Here is a 16,195-nt window from a genome sequence, read left to right on the forward strand (position 1 = left end):
GCCCAGGCTGATTTCTGACTTCCTTATTTCGTCCAAGGCAATTGACATGACCGACATTCAGAATAAGAACTACATCATTGCCCTCGATCAGGGCACCACCAGTTCGCGGGCGATCATCTTCGATCGTGACGCCAACGTGGTCCGCACCGCCCAGCGTGAATTCGCTCAGCATTACCCGCAAGCCGGCTGGGTCGAACATGACCCGATGGAAATTTTCGCCACCCAGAGCGCGGTAATGGTCGAGGCCCTGGCACAAGCCGGCCTGCACCATGACCAGGTCGCCGCCATCGGTATCACCAACCAGCGTGAAACCACCGTGGTCTGGGACAAGATCACCGGCCGCCCGATCTACAACGCGATCGTGTGGCAGTGCCGCCGCAGCACCGAGATCTGCCAGCAGCTCAAGCGCGACGGCCACGAGCAATACATCAGCGACACCACCGGCCTGGTCACCGATCCGTACTTTTCCGGCACCAAGCTCAAGTGGATCCTCGACAACGTCGAAGGCAGCCGCGAGCGTGCGCGCAATGGCGAGCTGCTGTTCGGCACCGTCGACAGCTGGCTGATCTGGAAATTTACCGGCGGCAAGACCCACGTCACCGACTACACCAACGCCTCGCGCACCATGCTCTTCAACATCCACACCCTGGAGTGGGATGCGAAGATGCTGGAGATTCTCGACGTGCCGCGCGAAATGCTGCCGGAAGTCAAGTCCTCCTCGGAAATCTACGGCCGCACCAAAAGCGGCATCGCCATCGGCGGTATTGCCGGTGACCAGCAAGCGGCGCTGTTCGGCCAGATGTGCGTAGAAGCCGGCCAGGCCAAGAACACCTATGGCACCGGTTGCTTCCTGCTGATGAACACCGGCGACAAGGCGGTGAAATCCAAGCACGGCATGCTCACCACCATCGCTTGCGGCCCACGTGGCGAAGTGGCTTACGCCCTCGAAGGTGCGGTCTTCAACGGTGGCTCCACCGTGCAATGGCTGCGTGACGAGCTGAAGATCATCGCCGACGCCACCGACACCGAATACTTCGCCGGCAAGGTCAAGGACAGTAACGGCGTGTACCTGGTGCCAGCCTTCACCGGCCTGGGCGCTCCGTACTGGGACCCGTATGCCCGTGGCGCGCTGTTCGGCCTGACCCGTGGCGTGCGCGTGGATCACATTATCCGTGCCGCCCTGGAGTCGATTGCCTACCAGACCCGCGACGTGCTGGACGCCATGCAACAGGACTCTGGCGAACGCCTCAAAGCCCTGCGTGTGGACGGCGGCGCGGTGGCCAACAACTTCCTGATGCAGTTCCAGGCCGATATCCTCGGCACCCAGGTCGAGCGCCCGCAAATGCGCGAAACCACGGCACTCGGCGCCGCGTACCTGGCAGGCCTGGCCTGCGGTTTCTGGGGCAGCCTGGACGAACTGCGTGGCAAGGCCGTCATCGAGCGCGAATTCGAACCACAGCTTGATGAAGCCGCCAAAGAGAAGCTCTACGCCGGCTGGCAAAAAGCAGTCAGCCGCACCCGCGACTGGGAACCGCACGAAGGCGCTGAATAAGCCAACCGCCGGACCCATATCGGGTTGTAACTGGCGGGGAGTCGATTGCTGCGGCATCATGGGCCACTTTTGTATGGCAGCCCAAAGGACGCCCCATGAATCTGCCTCCCCGCCAACAACAAATTCTCGAACTGGTGCGCGAACGCGGCTACGTCAGTATCGAGGAGATGGCGCAGCTATTCGTTGTCACCCCGCAAACCATCCGCCGCGATATCAACCAACTGGCGGACGCCAACCTGCTGCGCCGCTACCACGGCGGCGCGGCCTATGACTCCAGTGTCGAGAACACCGCGTACGCCATGCGTGCCGACCAGATGCGCGATGAGAAACAACGCATCGGCGAAGCCATTGCCGCGCAAATCCCTGATCACGCCTCGCTGTTCATCAATATCGGCACCACCACCGAATCCATCGCGCGTGCGCTGCTCAATCACAACCACCTGAAAATCATCACCAACAACCTCAACGTTGCCACCATGCTCAGTGCCAAGGACGACTTCGATGTGCTGTTGACCGGCGGCAACGTGCGCCGTGACGGCGGTGTGGTGGGCCAGGCGAGTGTCGACTTTATCAACCAGTTCAAGGTCGACTTTGCGTTGGTCGGCATCAGTGGCATTGATGAAGACGGCAGCCTGCTGGACTTTGACTATCAGGAAGTCAGGGTTTCCCAGGCGATCATCGCCAATGCACGCCAGGTGATCCTGGCGGCCGACTCAAGTAAATTCGGGCGCAATGCCATGATTCGCTTGGGGCCGATCAGTCTGGTGGACTGTCTGGTGACCGACCAGCAGCCGGTGCCGGCGTTGGTGCAGTTGTTGAACCAGCATAAGGTTCGGCTGGAAGTGGTTTAGAGTCTGTAACACCGCCATCGCGGGCAAGCCCGCTCCCACAGTTGACCGCATTCTCATGCAGGCACTCGGTCAACTGTGGGAGCCGGGCTTGCCCGCGATGGCGATATATCCAACCCCCCTCTCTCGAGCCTTTCCTTGGCTCATGTTCACAATTCTTCCTTTTTCAGCCCTTCGATGAGTTTTTTCAATCGAAGTCGGGTGGCTGTGCGCGCGTTTATCAGCTACCATTTTCGCAAATGAACATTAATGTTCGAATTCAAAGACGAAAAGATCGCGAGGCCAGCCGATGAACCCTTCCACCTTGCCTGCTCCACCGCTTGCCGAAGTCTATGACGTTGCCGTAATTGGCGGCGGAATCAATGGCGTCGGCATTGCAGCAGACGCAGCCGGGCGCGGTTTGTCGGTATTCCTTTGCGAAAAGGACGACTTGGCCAGCCACACATCTTCCGCCAGCAGCAAGCTGATCCACGGCGGCCTGCGCTACCTCGAACATTACGAATTCCGCCTGGTGCGCGAGGCTCTGGCCGAACGTGAGGTGCTGCTGGCCAAGGCCCCGCACATCGTCAAGCAGATGCGCTTTGTCTTGCCGCACCGCCCGCACCTGCGCCCGGCTTGGATGATCCGCGCTGGCCTGTTCCTGTACGACCACTTGGGCAAGCGCGAAAAACTCGCCGGTTCCAAGAGCCTGAAGTTCGGCCCCGACAGCCCGTTGAAAAGTGAAATCACCAAAGGCTTCGAATACTCCGACTGCTGGGTTGATGACGCCCGCCTGGTGGTACTCAATGCCATGGCCGCCCGTGAAAAAGGCGCGCATATCCACACCCAGACCCGTTGCATCAGCGCACATCGCAGCAACGGCATGTGGGAAATGAACATGGAACGCGCCGATGGCAGCCTGTTCTCGATCCGCGCCCGCGCCTTGGTGAACGCCGCCGGCCCGTGGGTCGCCAAGTTCATCAAGGAAGACCTGAAGCTGGACTCGCCTTACGGCATCCGCCTGATCCAGGGCAGCCACTTGATCGTGCCGAAACTCTACGAAGGTGCGCACGCGCACATCCTGCAGAACGAAGATCAGCGCATCGTCTTCACGATTCCGTACCTGAACCACCTGACCATCATCGGCACCACCGACCGTGAGTACACCGGTGACCCAGCGAAGGTTGCGATTACCGAAGGTGAAACCGACTACATGCTCAAAGTAGTCAACGCGCACTTCAAGAAGCAGTTGAGCCGCGACGACATCGTGCACACCTACTCCGGCGTGCGCCCGCTGTGCAACGACGAATCGGACAACCCGTCGGCCATCACCCGCGACTACACCCTGTCGCTGTCTGGCGGTAACGGTGAAGCGCCGATCCTGTCGGTGTTCGGTGGCAAGTTGACCACCTACCGCAAGCTGGCCGAATCGGCGATGGCGCAACTGGCGCCGTTTTTCACGCAGATGCGCCCAAGTTGGACCGCCACGGCGAGCCTGCCGGGCGGCGAGAACATGACTACGCCAGAAGCCTTGGCCGAAGCGATTCGCGCCAAATTTGACTGGGTGCCAAGCGAGATCGCACGCCGTTGGTCCACCACGTACGGCAGCCGTACCTGGCGCTTGCTCGAAGGCGTGCAATCGCTTGCTGACTTGGGCGAACACCTGGGTGGCGGCCTGTACACCCGCGAAGTCGATTACCTGTGCGCCGAAGAATGGGTGACGCAACCGCAGGACGTGCTGTGGCGCCGGACCAAGCTGGGCTTGTTCACCACACCGCAAGAGCAGGAAAACGTGCAGCGCTACCTGTCCAAGGTCGAGCAAAACCGCGCGAAGATTGAAGCAGCCTGATCGCAGGCAGTGACGAGAAGCCCCTGTACCGCAAGGTCCAGGGGCTTTTTTATAGGGTGTGTCCTGGCATAGCGCAGGCCGATGTCGCGAATCACGCTGAAGGCCGAGCCCAGCAGCACCGGATAGGCCGCCGGTGCCTGCGATTGCATCACCTCGGTTCAATCAAAGACCGAGGTGCAGGCATCGCGGGGCAAGCCAGCTCCCACAAAAAGCCTGGCTCGGAATACCTTGCTGACCATTCGGTTTTCCGAACGCCACACCCCACCCCATTCGGTTTGCCGGACCAAACCGTTACAAATCCCTCGTAACACAAACTTAATCTCCTTATAAATCAATCAAATAACCTTTTATTTCTGGTATGGCACGACTCATGCTCTACACTCCCTGACGATTGCCTGAGGCGCCTTAGGAGCCGTCATGGGCATTCGCAGTACAAAGAGAGTCGCTTAGCCGGCTTCATAAAAAAAACAAATGTCGAGGAAGTATTGATGCGCATCGTTCCCCATATCCTGGGCGCAGCTATCGCTGCTGCTCTGATCAGCACTCCAGTTTTCGCCGCCGAACTCACCGGCACACTGAAGAAAATCAACGACTCCGGCACCATCACCCTCGCTCACCGCGACAGCTCCATTCCGTTTTCCTACATCGCGGATGGCTCGGGCAAACCCGTGGGCTACTCCCACGACGTTCAGTTGGCTGTGGTTGAAGCCCTGAAAAAAGACCTGAACAAGCCCGATCTGAAGGCCAAATACAACCTGGTGACTTCGCAGACTCGTATCCCGCTGATCCAGAACGGCACTGCGGACCTTGAGTGCGGCTCCACCACCAACAACGCCGAACGCGCCCAGCAAGTTGATTTCACCGTCAACATCTTCGAAATCGGCACCCGTCTGCTGGTCAAGAAGGACAAGGATGGCAAGCCGTCCTACGCTGACTTTGCCGACCTGAAAGGCAAAAACGTCGTGACCACCGCTGGCACCACGTCCGAGCGCATCATCAAAGCGATGAACGCCGACAAGCAGATGGGCATGAACGTTATCTCGGCCAAAGACCACGGCGAATCCTTCCAGATGCTCGAAAGCGGCCGTGCCGTTGCGTTCATGATGGACGACGCCCTGCTGGCCGGCGAAGAAGCCAAGGCCAAGAAGCCGGACGACTGGGTCATCACCGGTACTCCACAGTCCTTCGAAGCCTACGCGTGCATGGTGCGTAAAGACGACCCGGCCTTCAAGAAAGCCGTGGATGACGCCATCGTCGCCCTGTACAAATCCGGCGAGATCAACAAGATCTACAGCAAGTGGTTCGAGAGCCCGATCCCACCAAAAGGCCTGAACCTGAACTTCCCGATGAGCGAAAAGGTTAAGGAGCTGATCGCCAACCCAAGCGACAAGCCAGCCCCTGACGTAAAAATCTGATACCTGACTAAGCTTATGTCCTGAGGGAGCCAACCCTCCCTCAGGCGTCTGTTACTACCTGCTGGCATTAATGTGGAACACTCGACCTGGCGGTTTTCGAGCCGATCGCGTGTGCCTGGCGTTCACCGTCAGGCGGGAAAGGATCTTCCCCAAGCGGGTGCTTGTACATCGATCGATCTCGAGGGGAGACCCTAATGAATTACAACTGGGACTGGGGCGTGTTCTTCAAGTCCACTGGCGTTGGCAGCGAGACTTATCTCGACTGGTACATCGCCGGCTTGGGCTGGACCATCGCCATCGCTGTCGTGGCATGGATTATCGCCTTGTTGCTTGGCTCCATTCTGGGGGTCATGCGCACCGTGCCAAACCGCATCGTAGCGGGCATCGCGACCTGCTACGTCGAGCTGTTTCGTAACGTGCCGCTGCTGGTGCAGCTGTTTATCTGGTACTTCCTGGTGCCCGATATGCTGCCGCAGAACCTGCAGGACTGGTACAAACAGGACCTCAACCCGACCACCTCGGCCTACCTGAGCGTTGTCGTGTGCCTGGGCCTGTTCACCGCCGCCCGTGTGTGCGAACAAGTGCGTACCGGCATCCAGGCGCTGCCACGTGGCCAGGAAGCTGCGGCGCGTGCCATGGGCTTCAAGCTGCCACAGATCTACTGGAACGTGCTGCTGCCCCAGGCCTACCGCATCATCATTCCGCCGCTTACCTCCGAATTCCTCAACGTGTTCAAGAACTCCTCCGTGGCGTCCTTGATCGGCTTGATGGAACTGCTGGCGCAAACCAAACAGACTGCCGAGTTTTCGGCCAACCTGTTTGAAGCCTTCACCCTGGCTACGTTGATCTACTTCACCTTGAACATGAGCCTGATGTTGCTGATGCGCGTGATCGAGAAGAAAGTCGCGGTGCCCGGCCTGATCTCCGTGGGGGGTAAATAATGGACTTCGATTTCAGCGGTATCATCCCCGCCATTCCGGGCCTGTGGAACGGCATGGTCATGACCTTGCAGTTGATGGTCATGGGCGTGGTCGGCGGCATCGCACTGGGTACGGTCCTGGCGCTGATGCGCCTGTCGTCCAGCAAACTGCTGTCGCGCCTGGCCGGCGCCTACGTGAACTACTTCCGCTCGATCCCGCTGCTGCTGGTGATCACCTGGTTCTACCTGGCGGTGCCGTTCGTGCTGCGCTGGATCACCGGCGAAGACACCCCGATCGGCGCGTTCACTTCCTGCGTCGTGGCCTTCATGATGTTCGAAGCTGCGTACTTCTGTGAAATCGTGCGGGCCGGCGTGCAGTCGATCCCCAAGGGCCAGATGGGCGCAGCCCAGGCAATGGGCATGACCTATGGCCAGACCATGCGTCTGATCATCCTGCCCCAGGCTTTCCGCAAGATGACCCCGTTGCTGCTGCAACAGTCGATCATCCTGTTCCAGGACACCTCGCTGGTCTACACCGTGGGCCTGGTGGACTTCCTCAACTCCGCCCGCTCCAACGGCGACATCATCGGCCGCTCCAATGAGTTCCTGATCTTCGCCGGTGTCGTCTACTTCATCATCAGCTTTTCCGCCTCGCTGCTGGTCAAGCGTCTGCAAAAAAGGTTTGCCGTATGATCTCTATCAAGAACATCAACAAGTGGTATGGCGACTTCCAGGTGCTGACCGATTGCAGCACTGATGTCAAAAAAGGCGAAGTGATCGTGGTGTGCGGCCCATCGGGTTCGGGCAAATCCACCCTGATCAAGTGCGTCAACGCGCTGGAACCGTTCCAGAAGGGCGACATCGTGGTCGACGGCACCTCCATTGCCGACCCGAAGACCAACCTGCCCAAACTGCGCTCGCGCGTGGGCATGGTGTTCCAGCACTTCGAGCTGTTCCCGCACCTGACCATCACCGAAAACCTGACCATCGCACAGATCAAAGTGCTGGGCCGCAGCAAGGAAGAAGCCACCAAGAAGGGCCTGCAGCTGCTTGACCGTGTGGGCCTGTCGGCGCACGCCCACAAGCACCCGGGCCAGCTCTCCGGCGGCCAGCAACAACGTGTGGCCATTGCCCGCGCCCTGGCCATGGACCCGATCGTCATGCTGTTCGACGAACCGACCTCGGCGCTCGACCCGGAGATGGTTAACGAAGTGCTCGACGTGATGGTGCAACTGGCCCACGAAGGCATGACCATGATGTGCGTGACCCACGAAATGGGCTTCGCGCGCAAAGTGGCCGACCGCGTGATCTTCATGGACGCCGGCAAGATCATCGAAGACTGCCCGAAAGAGGAGTTCTTCGGCGATATCAGCGCCCGCTCCGAACGCGCGCAGCACTTCCTTGAGAAAATCCTGCAGCACTAAAAAGCAGCACTGTTCTCCCTGTGGGAACCGGGCTTGTGTGGAAGACGGCTTGTGTGGGCGCTGGCTTGCCTGCGATAGCATCACCTCGGTGCAACTGATACACCGAGGCGCCTGCATCGCGGGCAAGCCCGGCTCCCACATAATCAAATTGCCCACACAACCGGGTTCGCAACAGGGCTGACAGCGCTGGTTGACCCAAGGCATCTGTGATGAAATGCGACCCCAACCAATTTCGCGCCGCACCGCCATCACTTGCCGTGAAACCTCGTCTGATTCGCCAACTGTTCCTGCCGCCGTTGATCATCGCCCTGATGATCGGCTTGGGTTACATCGGCTTCTGGGTCAGTGAGTACTATGGTATCCGCACCCTCAGCGACAACGGCGAACGCCAGTTGGAGCTGCATGCCCGCACCGTCGAAAGCGAACTGAGCAAATACACCTACCTGCCCAGCCTGTTGGAGCTGGAATCCAGCGTCTCCAGGCTGCTGGCCGACCCGAGCCAGGAAACCCGGCAAACGGTCAACGATTACCTCGAAGGCCTGAACCGACGCAGTCGCAGCCGGGCCATCTACGTGATGGACACCACCGGCCGCGTGCTGGCCACCAGTAACTGGCGCGATGCCGACAGTTACCAGGGTGAAGACCTGTCCTTCCGTGCCTATTTCCAAAACGCCGTGCGCGGCCAGCCCGGCCGTTTCTATGGCATTGGCAGCACCAACGGCGAACCCGGTTACTACCTGGCGCACGGCCTCGAAGAGCACGGCAAGATCATCGGCGTGGCCGTGGTCAAAGTGCGCCTTGAAGCACTCGAAGAACGCTGGCAGCGCGCGCGTCTCGAAGCCTTTGTGAGCGATGAGAACGGCATCATCATCCTCTCCAGCGACCCGGCCCGGCGTCTCAAGGCCGTGCGCCCGCTGAGCGATGACACCAAGGAACGCCTGGCCCACAGCCTGCAATATTACTGGGCGACATTGAACGAGCTGGAGCCGTTGGCCCGCGAGCGTCTCAACGAAGGTACCGAGAAACTCACCTTTCCGGCCAACAGCGAAGTGGTCAACGACGAGCGCGAAGTCAGCTACCTGGCCCAGACCCGCCCGCTCAGCGACACGCCGTGGAACTTCACCCTGCTGACTCCACTTAACGACCTGCGTCGCGCCGCGATCAATCAGGGCATTCTGGTGGCGGTCGCATTTGGCCTGGTCGCGTTCCTGCTGATTGCCTGGAACGAGCGGCGCAAAGTCATCGCCACCCGCCTCGCTGCGCGCGAAGCCTTGCAGGAAGCCAACAGCCAGCTGGAACGGCGAATTGCCGAACGCACCGCCGACCTGCGCGCCAGTAACGAACGGCTCAAGGGCCAGATCCGCGAACGCCGCCAGGCCGAAGAAACCCTGCGTCGCGCCCAGGATGAACTGGTGCAGGCCGGCAAGCTTGCGGCCATCGGCCAGATGTCCACCAGCATTGCCCATGAACTCAACCAGCCGCTGGCGGCATTGCGCACGCTGTCGGGTAACACCGTGCGCTTCCTGGAGCGTGGCGCCCTCGACACCGCCAGCGCCAACCTCAAGACCATCAACGAGTTGATCGACCGCATGGGCCGCATCACCGCCAGCCTGCGCTCGTTTGCCCGGCGCGGCGATGATCAGGGCGAGGCCAACCTGGGCAAAGCCGTGGACGCCGCCTTCCAGGTTCTGGGCGCGCGCCTGGACGGCTTGCCGTTGACCGTGCACCGTGACTTTGTCAGCGCGCAATTGCAGATCGACCAGACCCGCCTGGAACAGATCCTGGTCAACCTGATCGGCAACGCCCTCGACGCCATGCAGGCACAACCGGCCCCCGAACTATGGCTGGACGGCCACAGCAGCGAGGGCAAGTACCGCCTGCAAGTGCGCGACAATGGCCACGGCATCGACCCCGAAGCGCGCAAACATTTATTTGAACCGTTCTTCACCACCAAACCCGGCGAACAAGGCCTGGGCCTGGGCCTGACACTTTCGGCCAGCCTGGCGGCGGCCACCGGCGGCAACCTCGCCGTGGAACACCCGGCCAGTGGTGGTACTGCCTTCGTCTTGTGCCTGCCGTTGGTGGGCACCCAAAAAGCTGAGTCGACATGATGAGTACCGATCCTAAAGACCTCACCGTTCTGATCGTCGAAGACGACCCCCATGTGCTGCTCGGCTGCCAGCAAGCCCTGGCGCTGGAAGACATTCACAGCGTGGGTGTGGGCAGTGCCGAGGAAGCGCTCAAGCGCATCGGTGAGAACTTTGCCGGCATCGTCATCAGCGATATTCGCCTGCCAGGCATCGATGGCCTGGAGCTGCTCACCCGCCTCAAGGCCCTGGATAAAAGCCTGCCAGTGGTGCTGATCACCGGCCACGGGGATATTTCGATGGCAGTCGGTGCCATGCGTAACGGCGCCTACGACTTCATGGAAAAACCCTTCTCCCCCGAGCGCCTGGTCGATGTGGCGCGCCGCGCGCTTGAGCAACGTGGGCTGGCGCGGGAAGTCTGGTCGCTGCGCCGCCAACTGGCCGAGCGCGACTCGCTGGAAGGCCGCATCATCGGCCGCTCGCCCGCCATGCAAAACCTGCGCGAACTGATCGCCAACGTCGCTGATACCTCGGCCAACGTGCTGATCGAAGGCGAAACCGGCACCGGCAAGGAACTGGTTGCGCGTTGCTTGCACGATTTCAGCCGACGCCACGACCATCAATTCGTTGCCCTGAACTGCGGTGGCCTGCCGGAGAACCTGTTCGAAAGCGAAATATTCGGCCACGAAGCCAACGCCTTTACCGGCGCGGGCAAGCGGCGCATCGGCAAGATCGAACACGCCCATGAGGGCACGCTGTTCCTCGACGAAGTGGAAAGCATGCCGATCAACCTGCAGATCAAACTGCTGCGTGTGTTGCAGGAACGCACCTTGGAACGCCTGGGCTCGAACCAGAGTGTGGCGGTGGATTGCCGAGTCATTGCCGCGACCAAATCCGACCTGGACGAACTGAGCCGCGCCAACCAATTCCGTAGCGACCTTTACTACCGCCTCAACGTCGTGACCCTGGAATTGCCACCGTTACGCGAGCGCCGTGAAGACATCCTGCAGCTGTTCGAACACTTCCTGCAGCAATCGTCACTGCGTTTTGACCGCAGTGTGCCTGAGCTGGACAACCAGACCGTATCGACCCTGATGAGCCACGACTGGCCAGGCAACGTGCGTGAACTGCGCAACGTCGCCGAGCGCTTTGCGCTGGGCTTGCCAGCCTTCAAGAAAAGCGGCGCCAGCAGCAGCAACCACGGCCTGGCCTTTACCGAAGCGGTGGAAGCCTTCGAGCGCAACCTGCTTAACGACGCCCTGCAACGCAGCGGCGGCAACCTCACCCAGGCGAGCCTGGAACTCGGAATGGCCAAGACCACGCTGTTCGACAAGGTCAAGAAATACGGGTTGAGCCACTGATGGACTTACTCTTGAAAGCCGCCCTGGGCGCGGCGGTGGTGCTGATCCTGGCGGCGCTGGCCAAGACCAGAAATTACTACATCGCAGGGCTGGTGCCGCTGTTTCCGACTTTCGCACTGATCGCGCATTACATCGTCGGCAAGGGCCGTTCGGTGGACGACTTGAAGACCACCATCCTGTTTGGGATGTGGTCGATCATTCCGTATTTTGTGTATTTGGCGACGCTGTATGTGATGGTCGACCGCATGCGCCTGGAGGCCTCACTCGCCGTGGCGGCAGTGGCATGGTTGATGGCGGCGACGGTGTTGGTGACAGTGTGGGTACGCGTCCACGCCTGACACACCGCGGTTAAACCTGCGGGAGCTGGCTTGCCTGCGATGGCGGTGTATCAGCCAACTTATCTGGCACAGACATACCGCTATCGCAGGCAAGCCAGCTCCCACATTGGGGTTCATGGTGAGCCTGATAGATCAGCGGATGATCTTCTCGACCTGAATCCCCAGCTTCTTCAGCCGATACCAAAAACTCCTCTCGGAAATCCCGATCTTCGCCGCCGCTGCAGCCTGCACGCCGTTGCTCTCGTTCAACGCCGCCATGATGTAGGTTTTCTCGACCTCAGCCAGCGCCGCATCCAGGTCGGCAGGCACGCCCGGTGTGTCACCGAGCAGCGCCGTAACGCCGTCCTCGGCAGGTTTGGACGCAAACAGATAAGCCGGCAAGTCAATGTCTTCAATCACCGGCGAAGCCGCCACGATGGTCGCCCGCTCCACGCAGTTCTGCAGCTCACGAATATTGCCCGGCCAGTGGTAAGCCGCCATCGCCTGCAATGCCTCGGGGCTGAAGCCGGTGATGCGTTTGCCCGCGGTAGCGCTCAGGGTCTGGGCGAAGTGCCGGGCCAGGGGCACGATGTCTTCGGCGCGCTCGCGCAAGGCCGGCAACGGGATCGGGAATACATTGAGGCGGTAATACAGGTCTTCGCGAAATTCTTTATTGGCCACCGCATCCAGCAGGTTCTTGTTCGTGGCGGCGATCACACGCACATCCACCTTGCGCTCGCGCGAGTCGCCCACCGGCTCGATCACCCGCTCCTGCAAGGCCCGCAGGATCTTGGCCTGCAACGCCAACGGCATGTCGCCCACTTCATCCAGAAACAAAGTGCCTTGGTCAGCCTGCATAAAGCGCCCTACCCGATCGGCCACGGCACCGGTAAAGGCGCCTTTGCGATGGCCAAACATCTCGCTTTCCAGCAAGCCTTCGGGGATGGCCGCGCAGTTGACCGCCACGAACGGCTTGTCGGCGCGGCTGCCATGTTTGTGAATCGCGCGGGCGACCATTTCCTTGCCGGTGCCGCTCTCGCCGGTCAGCAGGATAGTGGCGTTGCTGTCGCGTACCGAATCGACCGCGTGCAGCACCTGGCGAAACGCCGGGCTGTCGCCCACCAGACTGTCGAACTGCGCATGGTGATCCAGCTCGGCGCGCAGGCGTGCGTTGTCGCGCATGATGTCGCGAAACTGCAGGGCCTTGGCCACGGTGATGTCCAGCTCGTCGATATCGAACGGCTTGGCAATGTAGTCATAGGCGCCATTACGCATCGACTGCACGGCGTTTTTTACCGTGCTGTAGGCGGTCATCACGATCACCGGCAACTCCGGGAAGCGCACTTTTATCTCCGCCAACAGCGCCGGCCCGTCCATGCCTGGCATGCGCCAGTCGCTGATCACCAGGTCGATGTCTTCCTGCTCCAGCACCTTGAGCGCGTGCAGGCCATTGCCGGCGGTAAATACCTGGATGCCGTTCTGGCTCAAGGCCGATGACAGCAAGTCGCAGAGCTTGGGCTCGTCGTCGACTACCAATACGTTATGCGTCATGAACTTCCTCATCGTCACCGTCGTCTTCACCATGGGCCGGAATGTACAGGCTGAAGGTGGCGCCGGCATCTTTCTCACTGGCACATTCGATGCTGCCGTCATGACTTTCCATGATCGAATAGACTTTAGCCAGCCCCAGGCCCGTGCCCGAGGCCTTGGTGGTGACGAATGGCGTGAAGATCCGCTCGATCATATCGGCCGGAATGCCTTGGCCGGTGTCAGCAATGCTGATCACCGTATTGCCGTCCACACTGCGAATGCCCAAGGTCAGGCGCCCGCCTTCGGGCATCGCATCAATGGCATTGAGGATCAGGTTCAGGCATGCCTGCTTGAGTTGCTTGGCATCGGCATAAATCGTCGCGCCGGGCGCCTGGTCATCGATGTGCGCATCGATGTTATGGGTGGCCAGCTCCGGGCTGCAAAAGCCGAGGATCTCTTCCACCACCGGGCGCGCCGCCTGCAACACACGCAGGGGCGGATTGGGCTTGGCGAAATCCAGAAACTCGGTGATCAGGTCGTTGATGCGGCTGACTTCGCTGATAACGTATTCGAGGTGGCGCTTGTCGGTGTCCGGCAGGTCGACGCGACGGTGCAGCAGTTGAGTGGCGGTCTTGATGATGCCCAGCGGGTTGCGAATCTCGTGTGCCAGGCCCATGGCGACTTCGCCCAAAGCATGCAGCCGGTCGCGGCGGCGCAGCTGGGCCTCGAGGTGGTGCAACTCGCCCAGGCGTTCGGTCATGTGGTTGAAGGTGCTGCTCAGTTGCGCCAGCTCATCGCCGCCGCTGACCAGCACGCGATGCTCGTAATTGCCCGAGATCACTGCGTCCACGCCCTGGGATAAATCGCGCAACGGTTTGGTCAGGCGGCGTGACACCAAGACACCGGCGCCCAGCGACAACGCCGAACTCAGCAAGAAGATCAGCACGAACAGGTTGCTCTGGTTCACCAGCCCCACCAGGCTGGTATGGCGCAACAGGCCGCTGAAAATCACGCCTTGCAGTTCGCCGCCATCATTGAAGATCGGCCAGTACAAACCGCTGTAGTTATTGGTGAACTGCTCGCTCGGTTGCTTGGTGGCGCGCATCGCCGTTTCAACATTCGTGGGAATGCGTGACGGATGATTCTCAAAGCGCTGGGTCGAGAATATCTCGGAAAACCCCGTAGGATTGGCCAGGTACAGGCGCAGGTCGAGGGAATGCACATCGGCCACGCTGGTGAGGAAGCTGCTGTCCAGGTACGTGGCCACCAACAGCACGTAGTCGACGCCCTCTTGGGTGGTTTCGAACGTTGAGACCACCAGGCCCGTCGTCACGCCGGCCACCTGGATGGTCTGCAACACTGCGTTGCTGGTCAGGTTGATCTGCTTGACGACATCGTCAGGGGCCGTGCTGAACACAATCTTGTGGTCACTGACACGAATCAGCGAGACCACGTCGATATCGGTGGCCTCGGCAATATCGGCGGTGAGCCGGTCATGCTTGGCGGCTTGTTTGTTCAACGGCGGAGCCGTGTAGCGCAGGAACAGCTTGGCCATGCGCGCGTTGTCATGCAGGATGTCGCCGATTTCGTCCTTGACGATCTTGGTCGACTCTTGCAGCCAGATGCGCACGTTGCTGTCAAAAATCTGCGACAACGTGGTCGCCGCCAGTTCGGCCGCGATCATGGTCGGGATAACGCTGACCAGCCAGAACGCCAGCACCAGCTTGCGCTGGACGCTCCAACGCGAAATGGCAAAGGGGCGGGCTTTTGGGCGGGTCTTGGTGATCATCAGGTTTCGCTTATCGCAGCAGCCATGGCAGGGTCGGAACGGTCCGGTCTTATGTACATTTTCACGAGTTTGAGCAGGCCGTTGACCAGCCGGTTACGGTGACGGAAGAACATGCTGTTGCCCTGGAACTCGCACCCCAGGCGCAGCTTACTGGCATAGCCCTCCTGACCGCACTCGTACACCGCGATCTTGTGTGCAATACAGTAGTCGACATTGGTCAACCAGTAGCGAAAGTACAAACTGTACGCACGGCTGAACTCACGGTCATGCCCGAAAAACTTGTCGATCAGCCGATGCTGGTCCAACAGCACCAGGTTGAACGCCACCAGACGCTCATCCACCCAGTAAAGAGCACAGACCGCACGCCCTTGCAGCTGTTCAAGAATGCCGGTGAAATAACGCGCCGGCAGGCGTTCGAACTGCAAATCGGCGCGGCTGAGCGTGTCTTCGTACAGGCGCATCACCTCGGGCAACACATCATCAATAGTGTGCCGCCACTCGACCCGTGGGCCTGGCGCGCGCAACTTGCGGCGCAAGTCTTTGCGGGTCGCCTTGCACAGCGAGCCCAGGTAGGCGTCCACCGAGCCGTAAGGCACCGTCAACCACCCCCTGGGTAAGCTTGGCATACTCTGAAAGCCTGCCTGGCGGCAATTTTCTGCCCAGTCCAGGTCACTGGTCGGCACGTCTTTGACCGCCACCAGGCCAATCCCGAAGGTAGTGGCATCCTCGCGTGCCGCCTCCAGCAAATGCTTGATCAACAGTCGGCGCTGCCCCTGGGGCACGTGACTGGCGATGCCCGCATCGCAACGCTCGGCCACCGGCGAGCCAATGGCATACAACTGCAAGCGCAAAACACCCGGCCACAGTCGCTCCAGGCGCTCGGTAAAGCGCTTGCCGGCGCCCGACACCGTGGTGTCGAGGCGATAATAAGTGATGAACGCGGCGGCAACGGCCACCAGCGTTTCATCGTCGTAGACGGCCAGGTAACGCCACTTGAAATCATCGATCGCGGCGTTTTCCACGGCAACGTAAAAATCCCAATCCTCCAGGGCTGCGGGAAAGCAGTCATTCCAGGCGCAACGCGGGATGGCCCGGATAGTCGAGAAGGCTTGGGCGGTGATCACG

The 16,195-nt window shown here is 60.4% G+C and carries 13 protein-coding genes; 10 read left to right on the top strand and 3 right to left on the bottom strand.

Annotated elements, in window-relative coordinates; all coding sequences use genetic code 11:
* Nucleotides 1–46 precede the first annotated feature (46 nt).
* From glpK to HX790_RS05110, 10 genes are all read left to right on the top strand, one after another.
* On the top strand, nucleotides 47–1,552 hold the full coding sequence (glpK, locus tag HX790_RS05065) for a glycerol kinase GlpK (RefSeq protein ID WP_176991311.1): 1,506 nt from the start codon (nucleotides 47–49) through the stop codon (nucleotides 1,550–1,552).
* A gap of 95 nt (nucleotides 1,553–1,647) precedes the next feature.
* Nucleotides 1,648–2,403, top strand: a complete 756-nt coding sequence (locus HX790_RS05070) for a DeoR/GlpR family transcriptional regulator (protein WP_010212755.1) — start codon at nucleotides 1,648–1,650, stop codon at nucleotides 2,401–2,403.
* 286 nt (nucleotides 2,404–2,689) lie between these two features.
* Entirely contained in the window at nucleotides 2,690–4,228 is a 1,539-nt protein-coding gene (gene glpD / locus HX790_RS05075) for a glycerol-3-phosphate dehydrogenase (protein ID WP_017137033.1), read from the top strand.
* Nucleotides 4,229–4,716: 488 nt separating this feature from the next.
* The gene (locus HX790_RS05080; RefSeq protein WP_058421600.1) at nucleotides 4,717–5,643 is read left to right on the top strand and encodes a glutamate/aspartate ABC transporter substrate-binding protein; all 927 of its coding nucleotides are present in this window, start codon (nucleotides 4,717–4,719) and stop codon (nucleotides 5,641–5,643) included.
* Nucleotides 5,644–5,837: 194 nt separating this feature from the next.
* The gene (locus tag HX790_RS05085) at nucleotides 5,838–6,584 is read left to right on the top strand and encodes an amino acid ABC transporter permease (protein ID WP_099548514.1); all 747 of its coding nucleotides are present in this window, start codon (nucleotides 5,838–5,840) and stop codon (nucleotides 6,582–6,584) included.
* Nucleotides 6,584–7,255: an amino acid ABC transporter permease gene (locus tag HX790_RS05090; RefSeq protein WP_017137030.1), complete on the top strand. Its 672-nt coding sequence runs from the start codon at nucleotides 6,584–6,586 to the stop codon at nucleotides 7,253–7,255. Before HX790_RS05085 ends, HX790_RS05090 begins: the two co-directional genes overlap by 1 nt.
* On the top strand, nucleotides 7,252–7,986 hold the full coding sequence (locus tag HX790_RS05095) for an amino acid ABC transporter ATP-binding protein (RefSeq protein ID WP_017137029.1): 735 nt from the start codon (nucleotides 7,252–7,254) through the stop codon (nucleotides 7,984–7,986). The genes HX790_RS05090 and HX790_RS05095 overlap by 4 nt, the downstream gene beginning before the upstream one ends.
* A gap of 209 nt (nucleotides 7,987–8,195) precedes the next feature.
* Nucleotides 8,196–10,097 carry a sensor histidine kinase gene (locus HX790_RS05100; protein WP_169985332.1) on the top strand — a complete coding sequence of 634 codons (1,902 nt, stop codon included), beginning with the start codon at nucleotides 8,196–8,198 and terminating at the stop codon, nucleotides 10,095–10,097.
* Nucleotides 10,097–11,434: a sigma-54 dependent transcriptional regulator gene (locus HX790_RS05105; protein ID WP_017137027.1), complete on the top strand. Its 1,338-nt coding sequence runs from the start codon at nucleotides 10,097–10,099 to the stop codon at nucleotides 11,432–11,434. The genes HX790_RS05100 and HX790_RS05105 overlap by 1 nt, the downstream gene beginning before the upstream one ends.
* Entirely contained in the window at nucleotides 11,434–11,772 is a 339-nt protein-coding gene (locus HX790_RS05110; protein WP_017137026.1) for a GlpM family protein, read from the top strand. Before HX790_RS05105 ends, HX790_RS05110 begins: the two co-directional genes overlap by 1 nt.
* A gap of 132 nt (nucleotides 11,773–11,904) precedes the next feature.
* On the opposite strand, the gene HX790_RS05115 is transcribed toward HX790_RS05110, so the two are convergent.
* From HX790_RS05115 to HX790_RS05125, 3 genes are read right to left on the bottom strand one after another with little or no spacing between them, the layout of a single operon-like run.
* Complete coding sequence (locus tag HX790_RS05115) at nucleotides 11,905–13,302, bottom strand: sigma-54 dependent transcriptional regulator (protein WP_017137025.1); 1,398 nt, start codon at nucleotides 13,300–13,302, stop codon at nucleotides 11,905–11,907.
* Nucleotides 13,292–15,070, bottom strand: a complete 1,779-nt coding sequence (locus HX790_RS05120) for a HAMP domain-containing sensor histidine kinase (protein ID WP_017137024.1) — start codon at nucleotides 15,068–15,070, stop codon at nucleotides 13,292–13,294. The genes HX790_RS05115 and HX790_RS05120 overlap by 11 nt, the downstream gene beginning before the upstream one ends.
* Nucleotides 15,070–16,194 (bottom strand): GNAT family N-acetyltransferase, encoded by a 1,125-nt coding sequence (locus HX790_RS05125; RefSeq protein WP_176991312.1) that lies wholly within the window; start codon nucleotides 16,192–16,194, stop codon nucleotides 15,070–15,072. Before HX790_RS05125 ends, HX790_RS05120 begins: the two co-directional genes overlap by 1 nt.
* Nucleotide 16,195 lies beyond the last annotated feature (1 nt).

This window comes from Pseudomonas sp. IPO3747, assembly GCF_013385245.1.
Classification (GTDB): domain Bacteria; phylum Pseudomonadota; class Gammaproteobacteria; order Pseudomonadales; family Pseudomonadaceae; genus Aquipseudomonas; species Aquipseudomonas edaphica.

What these genes read in the sequence shown, in the direction of transcription:
- glpK (WP_176991311.1), top strand. Translation starts at nt 47, where the DNA reads ATGACCGACATTCAGAATAAGAACTACATCATTGCCCTCGATCAGGGC.
- HX790_RS05070 (WP_010212755.1), top strand. Translation starts at nt 1,648, where the DNA reads ATGAATCTGCCTCCCCGCCAACAACAAATTCTCGAACTGGTGCGCGAA.
- glpD (WP_017137033.1), top strand. Translation starts at nt 2,690, where the DNA reads ATGAACCCTTCCACCTTGCCTGCTCCACCGCTTGCCGAAGTCTATGAC.
- HX790_RS05080 (WP_058421600.1), top strand. Translation starts at nt 4,717, where the DNA reads ATGCGCATCGTTCCCCATATCCTGGGCGCAGCTATCGCTGCTGCTCTG.
- HX790_RS05085 (WP_099548514.1), top strand. Translation starts at nt 5,838, where the DNA reads ATGAATTACAACTGGGACTGGGGCGTGTTCTTCAAGTCCACTGGCGTT.
- HX790_RS05090 (WP_017137030.1), top strand. Translation starts at nt 6,584, where the DNA reads ATGGACTTCGATTTCAGCGGTATCATCCCCGCCATTCCGGGCCTGTGG.
- HX790_RS05095 (WP_017137029.1), top strand. Translation starts at nt 7,252, where the DNA reads ATGATCTCTATCAAGAACATCAACAAGTGGTATGGCGACTTCCAGGTG.
- HX790_RS05100 (WP_169985332.1), top strand. Translation starts at nt 8,196, where the DNA reads ATGAAATGCGACCCCAACCAATTTCGCGCCGCACCGCCATCACTTGCC.
- HX790_RS05105 (WP_017137027.1), top strand. Translation starts at nt 10,097, where the DNA reads ATGAGTACCGATCCTAAAGACCTCACCGTTCTGATCGTCGAAGACGAC.
- HX790_RS05110 (WP_017137026.1), top strand. Translation starts at nt 11,434, where the DNA reads ATGGACTTACTCTTGAAAGCCGCCCTGGGCGCGGCGGTGGTGCTGATC.
- HX790_RS05115 (WP_017137025.1), bottom strand. Translation starts at nt 13,302, where the DNA reads ATGACGCATAACGTATTGGTAGTCGACGACGAGCCCAAGCTCTGCGAC.
- HX790_RS05120 (WP_017137024.1), bottom strand. Translation starts at nt 15,070, where the DNA reads ATGATCACCAAGACCCGCCCAAAAGCCCGCCCCTTTGCCATTTCGCGT.